Genomic DNA, 15,986 nt, shown 5'->3' on the forward strand with positions numbered 1-15,986 from the left:
CGCTACGCGTGCGCGTCGGCCATCGCCGGGCGCACGCCGCTGTCACGCATCCAGCGCACCTCGTCGCCGGGGCTGCGGCCGAACAGCCGCTTGAACTCCCGGCTGAACTGCGATGCGCTCGCGTAGCCGACCCGCGCGGCCGCCGCGCCGGCGCCGAGCCCGTCGCGCACCATCATCAGCCGCGCCTGGTGCAACCGCGCGGTCTTCACGTACTGCATCGGCGACGTCGCCGTCACGTGCTTGAACTGCGCGTGGAACACCGCGAGGCTCATCCCGGCTTCGCGTGCGAGCGTCTCGACGTCGAGATCGGCCTTCAGCTCCGCGTGAATGCGCCGCAGCGCCTTCGCGATGCGGCCGAAATGATGCTGCTGCACGAGCGCCGCGCGCATCGCGTCGCCCTGCTCGCCCGTCAGCACGCGATACGCGATCTCGCGCATGATCGCCGGCCCGAGCACGCGCGTGTCGTGCGGCGACGCGAGCGCTTCGAGCAGCCGCACGACGGCATCGGCCAGCGGCGCATCGAGCGGCGTCGAGTACACGCCGAGCGGCTCGCTGACCGCCGCGCCGAGCGTCTCGTCGAGCAGGATCGCGAGCTCGGCGATCACCGCGAGATCGACGCGGATCGAGATCGCGAGAAACGGCTCGTCCGTGCTCGCGAACGTCTCGCATTCGAACGGCAGCGGCACCGACAGCACCAGGTATTGCTGCGCGTCGTACACGAACGAACGGTCGCCGAGATAGCCGAGCTTGCGCCCCTGGCACACGACGATGATGCTCGGCTCGTACAGCACCGGCATGCGCGGCACGGGATGCGTCACACGGATGAAGCGCACGCCGTCGAGCGCCGCGAGCGTGTCGCCCTCGTTCGGCGCGAGGCGCGTGTGCAGCTCGATCATGCGGCGCTGCAGGCGTTCGCCCGCGTCGGCCAAAAGGGGCTGGAAGCTCATCGGCGTGGTCCTGTCCGGCAAGAGAATCTGGCTCGCAATGTAGCACCTGGAACGTATTTTGACGGCCGTTCGCGGCCAATTCGAGAGGAATAGGCAAATCTTCCAGACCTTCGTGTATTTCGCCGCGGCGCCGCGCTCCTTACGATGAGGGCCTGTCTCGCCGCATCGCCACAGGGTGCGGCGGCAGTCTGTTTCGCCGGATGTTTTCCGGACAAGGAGCCCATTGCATGAGCACGACCTATGCCTACGCGGCGACCGATTCGCAATCGCCGCTCGCCCCGTTCGAATTCCAGCGTCGCGCGCTGCGCGACCTCGACGTCCAGATCGACGTCCTCTACTGCGGCGTCTGCCACTCGGATCTTCACCAGGCGCGCAACGAATGGCGCAACACGATCTACCCGGTCGTACCGGGCCATGAAATCGTCGGACGCGTGACCGCGACCGGCCCGCAGGTGTCGCGCTTCAAGGTCGGCGAGCTGGTCGGCGTCGGCTGCCTCGTCGATTCGTGCCGCACCTGCGCGAGCTGCGAAGAAGGCCTCGAGCAGTATTGCGAGAACGGCTTCGTCGGCACCTACAACGGTCAGGACCGCGTGACGGGCGACATCACGTACGGCGGCTATTCGACGCAGCTCGTCGTCGACGAGGCGTTCGTGCTGCGCGTGCCGGACACGCTCGACCCGGCCGGCGCCGCGCCGCTCTTGTGCGCGGGGATCACGACCTACTCGCCGCTGCGGCAGTGGAACGTCGGCCCCGGCAAGAAGGTCGGCATCGTCGGCCTCGGCGGCCTCGGCCACATGGGCGTGAAGCTGGCGCGCGCGATGGGCGCGCACGTCGTGCTGTTCACGACGTCGCCGTCGAAGATCGACGACGGCAAGCGGCTCGGCGCGCACGAAGTAGTGATCTCGAAGGACGAAGCGCAGATGAACGCGCACCTGAACAGCTTCGACTTCATCCTGAACACGGTCGCCGCGCAGCACGACCTGAATCCGTTCCTGAACCTGCTGAAGCGCGACGGCACGATGACGCTCGTCGGCGCGCCGGAGCACGACCATCCGTCGCCGCAGGTGTTCAACCTGATCTTCAAGCGCCGCCGCCTCGCGGGTTCGCTGATCGGCGGGATCGCGGAAACGCAGGAAATGCTCGATTTCTGCGCGGAGCACGGGATCACGTCCGACATCGAGACGATTCCGATGCAGCAGATCAACGCCGCTTACGAGCGGATGCTGAAGAGCGACGTGAAGTACCGGTTCGTGATCGACATGGCGTCGCTCAAGCAGTAAGCGCCGCGGCAAACGAAACGGGCCGCCTGTCGGACAGGCGGCCCGTCTTGCGTCCGGCGACCGGACGAATGGCTCGGCGGCTGCGCGCCAGGCGCGGCGCCGGCCATCACTTCGTATAGTCGTAGTCGATCGTCAGCGGCGCATGGTCGCTGAACTTGATGTCCTTGAAGATCGACGTGCGTTTCGCGGTGCCGGCCACGCCCGGCGTCGCGATCTGGTAATCGATCCGCCACCCGACGTTCTTCGCGTACGCCTGGCCGCGGTTGCTCCACCACGTGTACTGCTCGGGACGCGGGTCGAGCGTGCGGAACACGTCGACGTAGCCGACGTCGTCGAACAGCTTCGTGAGCCACGCGCGCTCTTCCGGCAGGCAGCCCGAGTTCTTCTGGTTGCTCTTCCAGTTCTTGATGTCGATTTCCTTGTGGACGATGTTCACGTCGCCGCACAGGATCACCTCGCGCTTCTTCTTCAGCGCGGCGAGGTGCGGCATGAATTCGGCCATGAAGCGGTACTTCGCCTGCTGGCGCTCCTCGCCGCTCGAGCCGGACGGCACGTACACCGACACGACCGACAGCTTGCCGTAGCGCGCCTCGACGTAGCGCCCTTCCGGATCGAATTCGCTGCTGCCGAAGCCGATGATCACGTCGTCGGGCTCGCGTCGGCTGTACACGCCCGCGCCGCTGTAGCCCTTCTTCTCCGCGTGGTGGAAATAGCTCTTGAAGCCGTGCGGCTCGACGAACTCGGCCGGCAGGTCGTCGGCCGATACCTTGATTTCCTGCACGCACACGCAATCGGCGTTCTGTTCGCCGAGCCAGTCGAAGAAGCCCTTCTTCGCGGCGGAGCGGATGCCGTTCAGGTTGGCGGTAATCACTCGCATCATGTCGGGTTCCGTTCAGTTCGATGTTTTTACAGGGTTATCGGATCTTCACGCCTTCGAGCTCGGGCTTCGGCGGCGGGAATTCCAGCTTCATGTCGGTCATCGTGCGCAGCAGCAGCTCGGCGATCATCACGTTGCGGTGCGTCTTCGAGTTCGCCGGGATCACGTACCACGGCGCATGCTCGGCCGAGGTCGCGGCGAGCGCGTCGCGGTACGCGGACTGGTAGGCGTCCCAGTGCTTGCGCGCGTCGAGGTCGGCGATGTCGAATTTCCAGTGCTTGGTCGGATCGTCGATGCGCGCCTGGAGCCGCTCGCGCTGCTCGTCCTTCGAGATGTGCAGGAAGCACTTGACGATGGTCGTGCCGTTCTCGAACAGCATCGTCTCGAAATCGCGGATCTGCCGGTAGCGGCGCTCGCACTCCTTGTCGCCGATCGCGCCGAGCACGCGCGGCACGAGGACGTCCTCGTAGTGGCTGCGGTTGAAGATCGTGAGCTCGCCCGCGGCCGGCACCTGCGCATGCACGCGCCACAGGAAGTCGTGCGCGGCCTCGATCGGCGTCGGCGCCTTGAACGGCACGATGCGCAGGCCAAGCGGATCGACGTCGCGAAACACCGCGCGCACGGTGCCGTCCTTGCCGCTCGTATCCATGCCCTGCAGCACGAGCAGCACGCGCTTCTTCTGCTGCGTGTGCAGGCGCTCCTGCTGCACGTCGAGCTCGGTCGACACGGCCGACAGCCGTTCGCGGTCGGCCTCCTTCGAGCCGGACGAAAACGGCTTCGCGGCCGGGTCGAACGCGTCGAGCGTGAATGCGGCGGCTTCCTTCTCGCGCGTGCTGTACGGCACGCGGAAATCGTCGAGCGACGGTTGTTTCGCCATTCGTTCCTCCGTTGGGCGGTGCGATGCATACGATAACGCATCCACCAAATGCGACGGGCCGCCCGAACGCGTCCGGTGCGGCCCGTCGTCAAGCGCGGGTCAGGCGCGCGCGCATGCTCAGCCGAGCTTCTTCTTCAGCAGTTCGTTGACCTGCTGCGGATTGGCCTTGCCCTTCGTCGCCTTCATCGCCTGGCCGATCAGCGCGTTGAACGCCTTTTCCTTGCCCGCGCGGAATTCCTCGACCGACTTCGCGTTCGCCGCGAGCACTTCGTCGATGATCGCTTCCAGCGCGCCGGTGTCGGAGATCTGCTTCAGCCCCTTCGCGTCGATGATGCGATCGGCCGCGCCTTCGTCGGTCGCCTTCTCGTCCCAGATCGTCGCGAAGATTTCCTTCGCGATCTTGTTCGAGATCGTGCCGTCGGCGATGCGCTGCAGCAACAGCGCGAGCTGCGCGGCCGACACCGGAATCGCGTCGATCTCGATGCCGTCGCGATTCAGCTGCGACGACACGTCGCCCATCAGCCAGTTCGCGGCGATCTTCGCGTTCGCCGCGCCGGCCTTCGCGACCACCGCCTCGAAGTACGCGGCCATCGCCTTGCTCGACGTCAGCACGCCCGCGTCGTACGCGGACACGCCGTATTCGTCGACGAAGCGCTGCTGCATCGCGGCCGGCAGCTCGGGCATGCCGGACTGCACGCGCTCGATCCAGTCCTGGCCGATCACGAGCGGCATCAGGTCGGGATCGGGGAAGTAGCGGTAATCGTGCGCGTCTTCCTTGCTGCGCATCGAACGCGTCTCGCGCTTGTCCGGATCGTACAGGCGCGTTTCCTGCACGACTTCGCCGCCGTCCTCGATCAGCTCGATCTGACGGCGCACTTCGTAATTGATCGCTTCCTCGAGGAAACGGAACGAGTTCAGGTTCTTGATTTCCGCGCGCGTGCCGAACTTCTCCTGGCCGACCGGGCGCACCGACACGTTCGCATCGCAGCGGAACGAGCCTTCCTGCATGTTGCCGTCGCAGATGCCGAGCCACACGACGAGCGCGTGCAGCGCCTTCGCGTACGCGACGGCCTCGGCCGCGCTGCGCATTTCCGGCTCGGTGACGATCTCGAGCAGCGGCGTGCCCGCGCGGTTCAGGTCGATCCCGGTCATCCCGGCGAAGTCTTCATGCAGCGACTTGCCCGCGTCTTCCTCGAGGTGCGCGCGGGTCAGGTTGACCGTCTTCTCGTACGCGGGCTTGCCGGCCTTTTCGTTGGCGGGCACCTGGATCGTGATCCGGCCGCCCTGCACGACCGGAATCTCGTACTGGCTGATCTGATAGCCCTTCGGCAGATCGGGGTAGAAATAATTCTTGCGCGCGAAGATGCTGCGCGGCGCGATGGTCGAGCCGATCGCGAGGCCGAAGCGGATCGCGCGCTCGACCGCGCCGCGGTTCAGCACCGGCAGCACGCCCGGCAGCGCCAGGTCGATCGGGCACGCCTGCGTGTTCGGCTCAGCGCCGAACTGCGTGGATGCGCCCGAGAAAATCTTCGAGACGGTCGACAGTTGCGCGTGCGTCTCGAGACCGATGACGACTTCCCACTGAGTAGCCATATGCTTACACCCCCGCCGGAACTTGCTTGTGCCAGTCGGTCGCGCGCTGGAACGCGTCCGCGACCTGCAGCATCCGGGCTTCGTTGAAATAGTTGCCGATGATCTGCAGGCCGACCGGGCGCTTCGCGTTCGCGCCCGCGCCGAAGCCGCACGGCACGCTCATGCCGGGCAGGCCCGCGAGGCTCACCGACAGCGTGTAGATATCCGCGAGATACATCTGCACCGGATCGTCGCCCTTCGCGCCGAGATCCCATGCGACCGTCGGCGACGCCGGGCCCATGATCACGTCGCAGGACTTGAACGCTTCCTGGAAATCGTTCGCGATGATGCGGCGGATCTTCTGCGCCTGCAGGTAGTACGCGTCGTAGTAGCCGTGCGACAGCACGTACGTGCCGACGAGGATCCGGCGCTTCACTTCCGGCCCGAAGCCTTCGGCGCGCGACTTCTTGTACATGTCGAGCAGGTCGCCGTACTGCGCGGCGCGGTGGCCGAAGCGCACGCCGTCGAAACGCGACAGGTTCGACGACGCCTCGGCCGGCGCGATCACGTAGTACACGGGGATCGACAGTTCCGTCTTCGGCAGCGACACCGGCACGAGCGTCGCGCCGAGCGCTTCATACTGCTTGAGCGCCGCATCGATCGTCGCGCGCACGTCGTCGGCGAGGCCGGCGCCGAAATACTCGTTCGGCAGGCCGATGCGCAGGCCGGCGAGCGGCTTGCCCGCGTCGTTGCCGGCCGCCCACGGCTGGCCGAGGTGACGCGTGAAATCTTCGTCGTCGCGCTCGAGGCTCGTCGAGTCGCGCTCGTCGAAGCCGGCCATCGCGTTCAGCAGCAGCGCGCAGTCGGACGCGCTCTGCGCCATCGGGCCGCCCTGGTCGAGCGACGACGCGAACGCGATCATCCCGTAGCGCGACACGCGGCCGTAGGTCGGCTTGATGCCCGTCACGCCCGCGAACGACGCGGGCTGGCGGATCGAGCCGCCGGTGTCGGTGCCGGTCGCGGCCGGCGCGAGGCGCGCGGCGACGGCGGCCGAGCTGCCGCCCGAGCTGCCGCCCGGCACCGCGTTCGTGTCCCACGGGTTCTTCACCGCGCCGAACGCCGAGTTCTCGTTCGACGAGCCCATCGCGAACTCGTCCATGTTGGTCTTGCCGAGCGTGACCATGCCGGCCGCCTGCAGGCGGGCGACGACGGTCGCGTCGAACGGGCTCTCGTAGTTCGCGAGCATCTTCGAGCCGGCGGTCGAGCGCCAGCCGCGCGTGACGAACACGTCCTTGTGCGCGATCGGCAGGCCGGTGAGCGCGCCGCCCGCGCCGCGCGCGAGCTCCGCGTCGGCGGCTTTCGCCTGCGCGAGGGTGAGGTCGGCGTCGACGTGGACGAACGCGTTCAGGTCGCGCGCGGCGTCGATCCGTTTCAGATAGTGCTGCGCGAGCTCGACGGCCGAGCATTCCTTGGCGGCGAGCGCGGCGCGCAGTTCGGTCAGGCTTTTTGCGTGCATTGAGTGGTTTTCCTGGGAATTCTGGGTAGCGCGCGGCGCTGGACGGCCGGCGCGCTTGTCATCGAATGCTTACTCGATCACCTTCGGCACGAGATAGAGGCCGTCCTGGACGGCCGGCGCCGGACGCTGGTTGTCGTCGCGATTGACGAGCTCCGTCACGGCGTCGTCGCGCAGGCGCTGCGCGACTGCCTGGATCTGTTCGATCGGGTGGGCGAGCGGCGCGATGCCGGCGGTGTCGACCGCCTGCATCTGCTCGACGAGGCCGAAGAATTCGTTGAGCTGGCCGAGCATGTGCTCGGCGTCGGCGTCGGCCATTTCGAGTCGCGCCAGGTGCGCGATGCGTTTCACATCGGTCAGGGTCAGGGCCATGCGATCACCGGAAAAACAAGGCTGCGCAGTGCATCGAAGCAGCACTGCGGCGGGGGGTTGGAGGGTGCGATCCCACCCTCAAAAATCGGGGCCGAAGCGGCAAAAATACCGCCCGTTTCGATTCAAATACCGTGAAATTATAAGGTATCATTACGCGTTCGACCCAAACCCGGCAGCCTTTTCCCGCACCGTTTCGCCTTGTTTCGGCAAGCCGTGCGTGCTTCGTGCGATCCCCGGTAGACATCACTCGCAGCTTCGTGCGCCGCGGCGGCCGCTTCCGCCACGCTTCCCGAGGCTGTTATTTTTTCCGCTGCCGCCCTCAGCGCTCGCTATGCAGGGCCGGCCCAGAGCGAAACAGGATTCTGAATGTTCGGTTTTTTGCGCAGCTACTTCTCCAACGATCTCGCGATCGACCTCGGCACCGCAAACACCCTGATCTACATGCGCGGCAAGGGCATCGTGCTCGATGAGCCGTCCGTCGTGTCGATCCGCCAGGAAGGCGGCCCCAACGGCAAGAAGACGATCCAGGCGGTCGGCAAGGAAGCCAAGCAGATGCTCGGCAAGGTGCCGGGCAACATCGAGGCGATCCGCCCGATGAAGGACGGCGTGATCGCCGACTTCACCGTCACCGAGCAGATGATCAAGCAGTTCATCAAGACGGCGCACGAGTCGCGCATGTTCTCGCCGTCGCCGCGCATCATCATCTGCGTGCCGTGCGGCTCGACCCAGGTCGAGCGCCGCGCGATCAAGGAAGCGGCGCACGGCGCCGGCGCGTCGCAGGTCTACCTGATCGAGGAGCCGATGGCGGCCGCGATCGGCGCGGGCCTGCCGGTGTCCGAAGCCACCGGCTCGATGGTCGTCGACATCGGCGGCGGCACGACCGAAGTCGGCGTGATCTCGCTCGGCGGCATCGTCTACAAGGGCTCGGTGCGCGTCGGCGGCGACAAGTTCGACGAGGCGATCGTCAACTACATCCGCCGCAACTACGGGATGCTGATCGGCGAGCAGACCGCCGAGGCGATCAAGAAGGAAATCGGCTCCGCGTTCCCGGGCTCCGAAGTCAAGGAAATGGAAGTGAAGGGCCGCAACCTGTCGGAAGGCATCCCGCGCAGCTTCACGATCTCCAGCAACGAAATCCTCGAAGCGCTGACCGATCCGCTGAACCAGATCGTGTCGTCGGTGAAGATCGCGCTCGAACAGACGCCGCCGGAACTCGGCGCCGACATCGCCGAGCGCGGGATGATGCTGACGGGCGGCGGCGCGCTGCTGCGCGACCTCGATCGCCTGCTCGCGGAAGAAACCGGCCTGCCGGTGCTCGTCGCGGAAGATCCGCTGACCTGCGTCGTGCGCGGTTCGGGCATGGCGCTCGAGCGCATGGACAAGCTGGGCAGCATCTTCTCGTACGAGTGATCGCCCAGTGATCGCCTAGGCAGTCCCGTTTGATATGACGCACCCGCGGCGTGGCCGGATCGCTCGTTCAGAACGAACCGCCGCGCCGTTTGCGCGTCTGAGCATTATTTAACCGATCACACGCGCCCGGCGCCGACCATGGAATACAGTCCGCCGCCCCTCTTCAAGCAAGGTCCGCCCGCGCTCGCGCGGCTCATCTTCTTCGTCGCCCTCGCCATCGCGCTCCTCGTGTCGGACGCGCGCTTCAGCACGCTCGAAATCGTGCGCGGCGTACTCGGCACCGTGCTGTACCCGCTGCAACGCGCGGCGCTCGTGCCGCGCGACCTGTTCATGGGCGCGGCCGACATCGCCGTCACCGGCGCGTCGCTGCGCCACGAGAACGACGACCTCCGCAAGCGCAACCTGCAACTGTCCACGCAGGCCAACCAGGCCGCGGTGCTTGCGCAGGAGAACATCCATCTGCGCGCGGTGCTCGAGCTGCGCCAGCACATCGCGACGCAATCGACGCCGGTCGAGATCCAGTACGACACGAGCGACCCGTTCACGCAGAAGATCGTGATCGGCCAAGGCTCGCAGCAAGGCATCCAGGACGGCTCGCCCGTCGTCAGCGAGGACGGCGTGGTCGGCCAGGTCACGCGCGTGTTCCCGCTGCAATCCGAAGTCACGCTGGTCACCGACCGCGATCTCGCGATTCCCGTGCAGGTGCTGCGCACCGGCCTGCGCAGCGTGATCTACGGCACGCCGAAGGGCGATTCGCTCGACCTGCGCTTCGTGCCGACGAGCGCGGATCTCGTCGCCGGCGACGAGCTCGTCACGAGCGGCCTCGACGGCGTCTATCCGCCCGGCCTGCCGGTCGCGAAGGTCGTGCGCGTCGACAAGCTCGCCGATACCGCGTTCGCGCGCGTGACCTGCGCACCGGTCGCGGCCGTGCGCGGCGCGCGCCAGATGCTCGTGCTGCATTACCGGAACGACATCCCGCCGCGCCCGGCCGAGCCCGATCCCGCCGCCGAGAAGAACGCGAAGGGCAAGAAGGGCGCGAAAGCCGCCGCAAAGGGCGAGAAGGCCGAGAAAACCGACAAGGCCGACGCGAACGCGAAGCCGGCCGCCGCGGCCCAGCCCGGCGCGAAGCCGGCGCCGGCGCCGGCCCAGCCCGCCGCCGCGCCCGCGAAGCCCGCCGCCGGGCAATCTGGAGCCCAGCGATGAACCGCCCGCAATACATCCTGCAGCCGGTCAATCCGTACTTCATCGTCTTCAGCCTCGCCGCCGCGTTCCTGCTGAACCTGATGCCGTGGGGCCGCCTGCCCGGCGTGCCCGACTTCGTCGCGCTGGTGCTGCTGTTCTGGAACATCCACCAGCCGCGCAAGGTCGGGATGGGCGTCGCGTTCGCGCTCGGCATCCTGATGGACGTGCACGACGCGGGGCTGCTCGGCGAGCATGCGCTCGCCTATACGCTGCTGTCGTACGGCGCGATCACGATCCACCGCCGCGTGCTGTGGATGCCGATCGGCGTGCAGGTGCTGTACGTCACGCCGCTGCTCGTCGCCGCGCAGCTCGTGCCGTTCGTGATCCGCCTGCTGATGGGCGCCGCGTTCCCCGGTTGGCGCTACCTCGTCGACGGTTTCGTCGAAGCCGCGCTGTGGCCGATCGCGAGCCATCTGCTGCTGATGCCGCAACGCCGCCCGGTCGACCCGGACGATACGCGCCCGATCTGAGCCGGACCGACCTTGAATACCCGCCGCCCCCACGCCCGCCGCGCGCCGCGCTCCGGGGCGGCACCTCGCCCTCGCCCGCGCGCGGGCCAGATTGCCAGTAAATGACCGAATTCAACGACACCCAACAGCAGCTCTCGAGGTTCCGCCTGCGCGTCGCGGCGGCGGGCGTGTTCGTGTTCGTCTGCTTCGGGCTGCTCGCGAGCCGTTTCTTCTATCTGCAGTTGATGCAGCACGGCAAATACGCGCTGCAGGCCGAGGAAAACCGCATCTCGGTCGCGCCGATCGTGCCGAACCGCGGGATCATCACCGACCGCAACGGCGTGATCCTCGCGAAGAACTACTCGGCGTACACGCTCGAGATCACGCCGTCGAAGCTCGACGACACGCTCGACAACACGATCGACAAGCTGTCCGAGATCGTCCCGATCGACGCCCGCGACCGCCGCCGCTTCAAGAAGCTGCAGGAAGACTCGAAGAACTTCGAGAGCCTGCCGATCCGCACGCGGCTCACCGACGCCGAAGTCGCGCGCTTCACCGCGCAGCGTTTCCGCTTCCCCGGCGTCGACGTGCGCGCGCGGCTGTTCCGCCAGTACCCGCTCGGCATGACGGCCGCGCACGTGATCGGTTATATCGGCCGGATCTCGAAGCGCGACCAGGATCGCATCGACGCGATGAGCGACGACAACGACAGCGACCAGGAACACTACGATCCGCGTCGCGACGCGAACAACTACAAGGGCACCGACTACATCGGCAAGATCGGCGTCGAGCAGAGCTACGAAACCGAGCTGCACGGGCTCACGGGCTTCGAGGAAGTCGAGGTGACGGCCGGCGGCCGGCCGGTGCGCACGCTGTCGCGCACGCAGGCAACGCCCGGCAACAATCTCGTGCTGTCGCTCGACATCGGGCTGCAGCAGGTCGCCGAGCAGGCGTTCGCCGGCAAGCGCGGCGCGCTCGTCGCGATCGAGCCGAAGACGGGCGACGTGCTCGCGTTCGTGTCGTCGCCGAGCTTCGACCCGAACTCGTTCGTCGACGGCATCGACCAGCAGACCTGGGACGAGCTGAACAACTCGCCCGACAAGCCGCTCCTGAACCGCCCGCTGCACGGCACCTACCCGCCCGGCTCGACGTACAAGCCGTTCATGGCGCTCGCGGGCCTGACGCTCGGCAAGCGCACGCCGGGCTGGGGCTTCCAGGACCCGGGCTACTTCACGTTCGGCGGCCACACGTTCCGCAACGACGTGCGCTCGGGCCAGGGCTGGGTCGACATGAACAAGGCGATCATGGTGTCGAACGACACCTACTTCTACATGCTCGCGCGCGACCTCGGCGTGAACGCGATCGCGAACTTCATGAAGCCGTTCGGCTTCGGCCAGATCACCGGCATCGACATCCAGGGCGAGGCGCGCGGGATCCTGCCGTCGACCGACTGGAAGAAGAAGGCGTTCAAGAAGCCGGCGCAGCAGAAGTGGTTCGACGGCGAGACGATCAGCCTCGGGATCGGCCAGGGCTACAACTCGTTCACGATCCTGCAGCTCGCGCACGCGACCGCGACGCTCGCGAACAACGGCGTCGTGATGAAGCCCCACCTCGTGAAGGAAGTCGAGGATCCGATCACGCGTGCCCGCCACCTGACGGTGCCGAAGGAAAGCGACGTGATCCCGCTGAAGGCAGCCGACATCGACGTCGTGAAACGCGGGATGGAGAACGTGATCGAGAACCCGTCCGGTACCGCGTACAAGGTGTTCCGCGGCGCGCAGTACCTCGCCGCCGGCAAGACCGGCACCGCGCAGGTGTTCTCGCTGCAGGGCTCGAACTACAAGGGCCACCTGCTCGCCGAGCACCTGCGCGACCACGCGCTGTTCATCGCGTATGCGCCGGTCGACCACCCGCAGATCGCCGTCGCGCTGGTCGTCGAAAACGGCGGCTGGGGCGCCCAGGCCGCCGGCCCGGTCGCGCGTCGCGTGCTCGACTACTACCTGGTCGAGCGCCAGAACCCGAAGAACGAAGCCGCGGCCGTGGCCGCCGCGGCGTCGGCCACCGAGCCGGTGAGCGCGCCCGTGGTCGGCGACACATCGAAGCCGGCCACGATCGCGGCCGGCTTCACCGCGCTGCCGCAGCCCGTCGTGCCGTCGGCAGCCAGCGCGGCCGACGCGGCCACGGGCGCCTCGGGCGCCTCGGGCGCGGCAGGCGCCAGCGCCACGGCGCCGGCCGACGCGAGCGCCGCGGCGCCGATGGCCGCGAGCCTGCCGCCGATCCGGCGCCCGCACCGCCCGCGCCGGCCCGCCAGCGACGCGCAGCCTGCCGTCGCCGCGCCGCGGGACGACAACCATCGTGCGACGGCCCCCGCGAAAGCGGCGGACGCCGGCACCGCTCATTAACGGAGAAAGGCATGCAATTCGACAAGCGCGCCTGGCTCGACAAGATCAAGCAGATGTTCGCGGGCTTCGACCGCCCGCTCGCCCTCATCGTGTTCCTGCTGCTGTGCGTCGGCATCGTCACGCTGTACAGCGCGTCGATCGACGTACCGGGCCGCGTCGAGGACCAGTTGCGCAACATCCTGCTGACCTTCGTGCTGATGTGGGTGATCGCCAACATCCCGCCGACCACGCTGATGCGCTTCGCGGTCCCGCTCTACACGTTCGGGGTCACGCTGCTGATCGCCGTCGCGCTGTTCGGGATGACCAAGAAGGGCGCGAAGCGCTGGCTGAACGTCGGCGTCGTGATCCAGCCGTCGGAAATCCTCAAGATCGCGACGCCGCTGATGCTCGCGTGGTACTACCAGCGCCGCGAAGGCGGGCTGCGCTGGTACGACTTCGTCGCGGCGTTCGGGATCCTGATGGTGCCGGTCGGGCTGATCGCGAAGCAGCCCGACCTCGGCACCGGCCTGCTCGTGTTCGCGGCCGGCTTCTTCGTGATCTATCTGGCCGGCCTGTCGTTCAAGCTGATCGTGCCGGTGCTCGTCGCGGGCGTGATCGCGGTCGGCTCGATCGCCGTGTTCGAGGAACGCATCTGCCAGCCCGAAGTGCAGTGGCCGCTGATGCACGACTACCAGAAGCACCGGGTGTGCACGCTGCTCGACCCGACGTCCGACCCGCTCGGCAAGGGCTTCCACACGATCCAGGCGGTGATCGCGATCGGCTCGGGCGGCGTGCTCGGCAAGGGCTACCTGAAAGGCACGCAGGCCCACCTCGAATTCATCCCCGAAAAGCACACCGACTTCATCTTCGCGGTGTTCTCGGAGGAATGGGGGCTCGCCGGCGGGCTCGTGCTGCTGGCGCTGTACATGGCGCTGATCGCGCGCGGCCTCTACATCGCCGCGCAGGGCGCGACACAGTTCGGCCGGCTGCTCGCGGGCTCGCTCACGCTCGCGTTCTTCGTCTACGCGTTCGTCAACATCGGGATGGTGAGCGGCGTGCTGCCGGTCGTCGGCGTGCCGCTGCCGTTCATGAGTTACGGCGGCACCGCGCTCACGACGCTCGGCATCGCGATCGGGATGATCATGAGCGTCGGCCGGCAGCGGCGGCTGATGAAGAGCTGATCGCGCGGCCCGCACCGCACCGCGCAGCACACGCAAACGGCGCCGCGACGCGCCGTTTTGCATCGGGCCCGCCGAATGCGGCCGCTTACTGCGGCGGCGCGCGCGGCTTGTCTTGCCCCACGCCGGCGCCCGATGCCGGCGCCTTCAGCCGCGCGCTCAGCTCCTTGAATTTCAGGCCGGCCGTCTCGTCGCCCTGCGCGGCGGCCGCCGCGTAATACGCCCGTGCGATGTTCAGGTTCTGCGTGACGCCGTCGCCGCCGTGCTCGTAGAACGATGCGGTCACGTACTGCGCGGTGGGCTCGCCGGCGTCGGCGGCCTGCTTGTACCACGTGAACGCCTGCCGGTTGTCGCGCGGCGTGCCGCGCCCGTCGAGAAACTGGTTCGCGAGCGACAGCGCGGCCTGCACGTGCCCCTGCTTCGCGGCCCGCAGGAACCAGCGGTGCGCTTCGGCCGGATTGCGCGCGACGAACTCGCCGTCGTCGAACATCCGGCCGTACACGTACTGCGCATGCGACATGTTCGCTTCCGCCGCGCGCTTCAGCCAGCGCAGCCCTTCGTCGACGTTCGCCGTCACGCCTTCGCCCGTCAGCAGCATCATCGCGTAATTGAACTGCGCGAGGCGATCGCCGCGCTCGGCCGCATCGTGGAACTGCACCAGCGCCGCGCGATAGTCGCCTGCGTTGTAGTCGGCGACCGCCGATTGCGTCTCGCGCGACGGATCGGGCTTCGCTTGCGGCGCGCCCTGCGCGGCGGCCGCCGCCCACACGGCCCACAGGCCGACCATCGCCCCGATCCGCGCGCGCCTGCGGCACGCACCGTCTGCGCCGTTCATGACCGTACCTCCTGCAACGCCTGTCGCGCCGCGCGCAATAGCCAGCTCACGTCGGCCGACACCGTGATCATCCGATAGCCGGCCTCGCGGTACTGGCGCGCGGCCGCCGTATCGGCCGCGAAGATGCCGACCGCGACGCCCGCCTGCTTGCCGGCCGCGAGCACGCGCGCCATCGCGGTTTCGACGTCCGGATGGCGGATATCGCCGAGATGCCCGAGGCTCGCCGCGAGGTCGGCCGGACCGACGAACAGGCAATCGACGCCCGGCGTCGCCGCGATCCGCTCGACTTCGTCGACGCCGCGCGCCGATTCGACCTGCACGACCACCGCGACTTGCGCATTCGCCGTCTGCAGGTAGTCGCGTCGCATGCCGAACGCCGCCGCGCGCACCATGCCCGCGACGCCGCGCAGCCCGTCGGGCGTTTCGGGAGACGGGAAGCGCGTGAGCCGCACCGCGTGCGCGGCGGCGTCGGGCGTCTCGATACACGGGAACATCAGCGTGCGCGCGCCGGCGTCGAGCGCGCGCTTCACGAGCCACGGCTCGCGCGCCGGCACGCGCACGACCGGCTCGCTCGGCAGGTGCGCGGCGGCGATCGCGCGCAGTTGCGACGCCACGTCGCGACTGTCGTTCGGCGCATGCTCCATGTCGATGCAGAGCCAGTCGTAACCGGCGTGCGCGAGCGCTTCCGCGGCCGAGTCGCTGCCGAGCGACAGCCACAGGCCGTACAGCGGCTCGTCACCGTCGCGCAGGCGTTGTTTGAGGGAATTGGTGAGCGTGCTCATCGATACGGCCTCCGGAGCGGAACGGCAATCGAACGGGACAAGCAACAGGCGAAGCGAAACGCCCGCCGCCGGGCAAGCGAAGCACGGCGGCGGCGGATCGCGCGCCCGAGAACGTGAGTCGGCCCGGGACGGCCGATCTGACAGCGCGGGCCGCGCAATGGGTCACGCGAGCGTTTTTCGGCGCCGCACGACGATCATAGCGCGGCGGGGTGCTCGATGCGGGAACCGACGGGGGAAGCCGTACCGGCGCGGGACTGGCGGCGGCGAGACC

At 67.9% G+C, this 15,986-nt stretch carries 14 protein-coding genes; 6 read left to right on the forward strand and 8 right to left on the reverse strand.

Going from position 1 to position 15,986, the window contains the following annotated elements:
- Positions 1-2: 2 nt before the first annotated feature.
- On the reverse strand, positions 3-947 hold the full coding sequence (locus KPB06_RS06475) for an AraC family transcriptional regulator (protein WP_059573626.1): 945 nt from the start codon (positions 945-947) through the stop codon (positions 3-5).
- 227 nt (positions 948-1,174) lie between these two features.
- Here KPB06_RS06475 and KPB06_RS06480 point away from each other — a divergent pair, with 227 nt between their 5' ends.
- A complete protein-coding gene (locus KPB06_RS06480; protein ID WP_059573625.1) occupies positions 1,175-2,227 on the forward strand; it encodes an NAD(P)-dependent alcohol dehydrogenase in 1,053 nt (350 codons plus the stop codon).
- Between the two features lie 106 nt (positions 2,228-2,333).
- Here KPB06_RS06480 and KPB06_RS06485 read toward each other — a convergent pair whose 3' ends face one another.
- From KPB06_RS06485 to gatC, 5 genes are all read right to left on the reverse strand, one after another.
- Positions 2,334-3,107: an exodeoxyribonuclease III gene (locus KPB06_RS06485; protein WP_059573624.1), complete on the reverse strand. Its 774-nt coding sequence runs from the start codon at positions 3,105-3,107 to the stop codon at positions 2,334-2,336.
- Between the two features lie 34 nt (positions 3,108-3,141).
- On the reverse strand, positions 3,142-3,981 hold the full coding sequence (locus KPB06_RS06490) for a polyphosphate kinase 2 family protein (RefSeq protein WP_059573623.1): 840 nt from the start codon (positions 3,979-3,981) through the stop codon (positions 3,142-3,144).
- A 117-nt stretch (positions 3,982-4,098) separates the two neighbouring features.
- The gene (gatB, locus tag KPB06_RS06495) at positions 4,099-5,574 is read right to left on the reverse strand and encodes an Asp-tRNA(Asn)/Glu-tRNA(Gln) amidotransferase subunit GatB (protein ID WP_059573622.1); all 1,476 of its coding nucleotides are present in this window, start codon (positions 5,572-5,574) and stop codon (positions 4,099-4,101) included.
- A gap of 4 nt (positions 5,575-5,578) precedes the next feature.
- On the reverse strand, positions 5,579-7,069 hold the full coding sequence (gatA, locus tag KPB06_RS06500; RefSeq protein ID WP_011546474.1) for an Asp-tRNA(Asn)/Glu-tRNA(Gln) amidotransferase subunit GatA: 1,491 nt from the start codon (positions 7,067-7,069) through the stop codon (positions 5,579-5,581).
- Between the two features lie 69 nt (positions 7,070-7,138).
- Positions 7,139-7,438, reverse strand: a complete 300-nt coding sequence (gene gatC / locus KPB06_RS06505) for an Asp-tRNA(Asn)/Glu-tRNA(Gln) amidotransferase subunit GatC (RefSeq protein ID WP_059573621.1) — start codon at positions 7,436-7,438, stop codon at positions 7,139-7,141.
- 366 nt (positions 7,439-7,804) lie between these two features.
- On the opposite strand from gatC, the gene KPB06_RS06510 reads away from it, so the two are divergent.
- From KPB06_RS06510 to rodA, 5 genes are all read left to right on the forward strand, one after another.
- Complete coding sequence (locus KPB06_RS06510; RefSeq protein WP_004189550.1) at positions 7,805-8,848, forward strand: rod shape-determining protein; 1,044 nt, start codon at positions 7,805-7,807, stop codon at positions 8,846-8,848.
- Between the two features lie 138 nt (positions 8,849-8,986).
- A complete protein-coding gene (gene mreC / locus KPB06_RS06515) occupies positions 8,987-10,051 on the forward strand; it encodes a rod shape-determining protein MreC (RefSeq protein ID WP_059573620.1) in 1,065 nt (354 codons plus the stop codon).
- Complete coding sequence (gene mreD / locus KPB06_RS06520) at positions 10,048-10,560, forward strand: rod shape-determining protein MreD (protein ID WP_006477476.1); 513 nt, start codon at positions 10,048-10,050, stop codon at positions 10,558-10,560. Before mreC ends, mreD begins: the two co-directional genes overlap by 4 nt.
- A gap of 101 nt (positions 10,561-10,661) precedes the next feature.
- Positions 10,662-12,941 (forward strand): penicillin-binding protein 2, encoded by a 2,280-nt coding sequence (mrdA, locus tag KPB06_RS06525; RefSeq protein ID WP_059573619.1) that lies wholly within the window; start codon positions 10,662-10,664, stop codon positions 12,939-12,941.
- Positions 12,942-12,952: 11 nt separating this feature from the next.
- Positions 12,953-14,101: a rod shape-determining protein RodA gene (rodA, locus tag KPB06_RS06530; protein ID WP_059573618.1), complete on the forward strand. Its 1,149-nt coding sequence runs from the start codon at positions 12,953-12,955 to the stop codon at positions 14,099-14,101.
- Between the two features lie 85 nt (positions 14,102-14,186).
- Here the strand turns inward: rodA and KPB06_RS06535 are convergent, their stop codons facing one another.
- Together KPB06_RS06535 and KPB06_RS06540 are read right to left on the reverse strand one after the other, a co-directional pair.
- The gene (locus KPB06_RS06535; protein WP_059573617.1) at positions 14,187-14,933 is read right to left on the reverse strand and encodes a tetratricopeptide repeat protein; all 747 of its coding nucleotides are present in this window, start codon (positions 14,931-14,933) and stop codon (positions 14,187-14,189) included.
- Complete coding sequence (locus KPB06_RS06540) at positions 14,930-15,715, reverse strand: HpcH/HpaI aldolase family protein (RefSeq protein ID WP_059573616.1); 786 nt, start codon at positions 15,713-15,715, stop codon at positions 14,930-14,932. The genes KPB06_RS06535 and KPB06_RS06540 overlap by 4 nt, the downstream gene beginning before the upstream one ends.
- Positions 15,716-15,986: the final 271 nt, after the last annotated feature.

The sequence above is a fragment of the Burkholderia semiarida genome (genome assembly GCF_029268935.1).
GTDB lineage: Bacteria > Pseudomonadota > Gammaproteobacteria > Burkholderiales > Burkholderiaceae > Burkholderia > Burkholderia semiarida.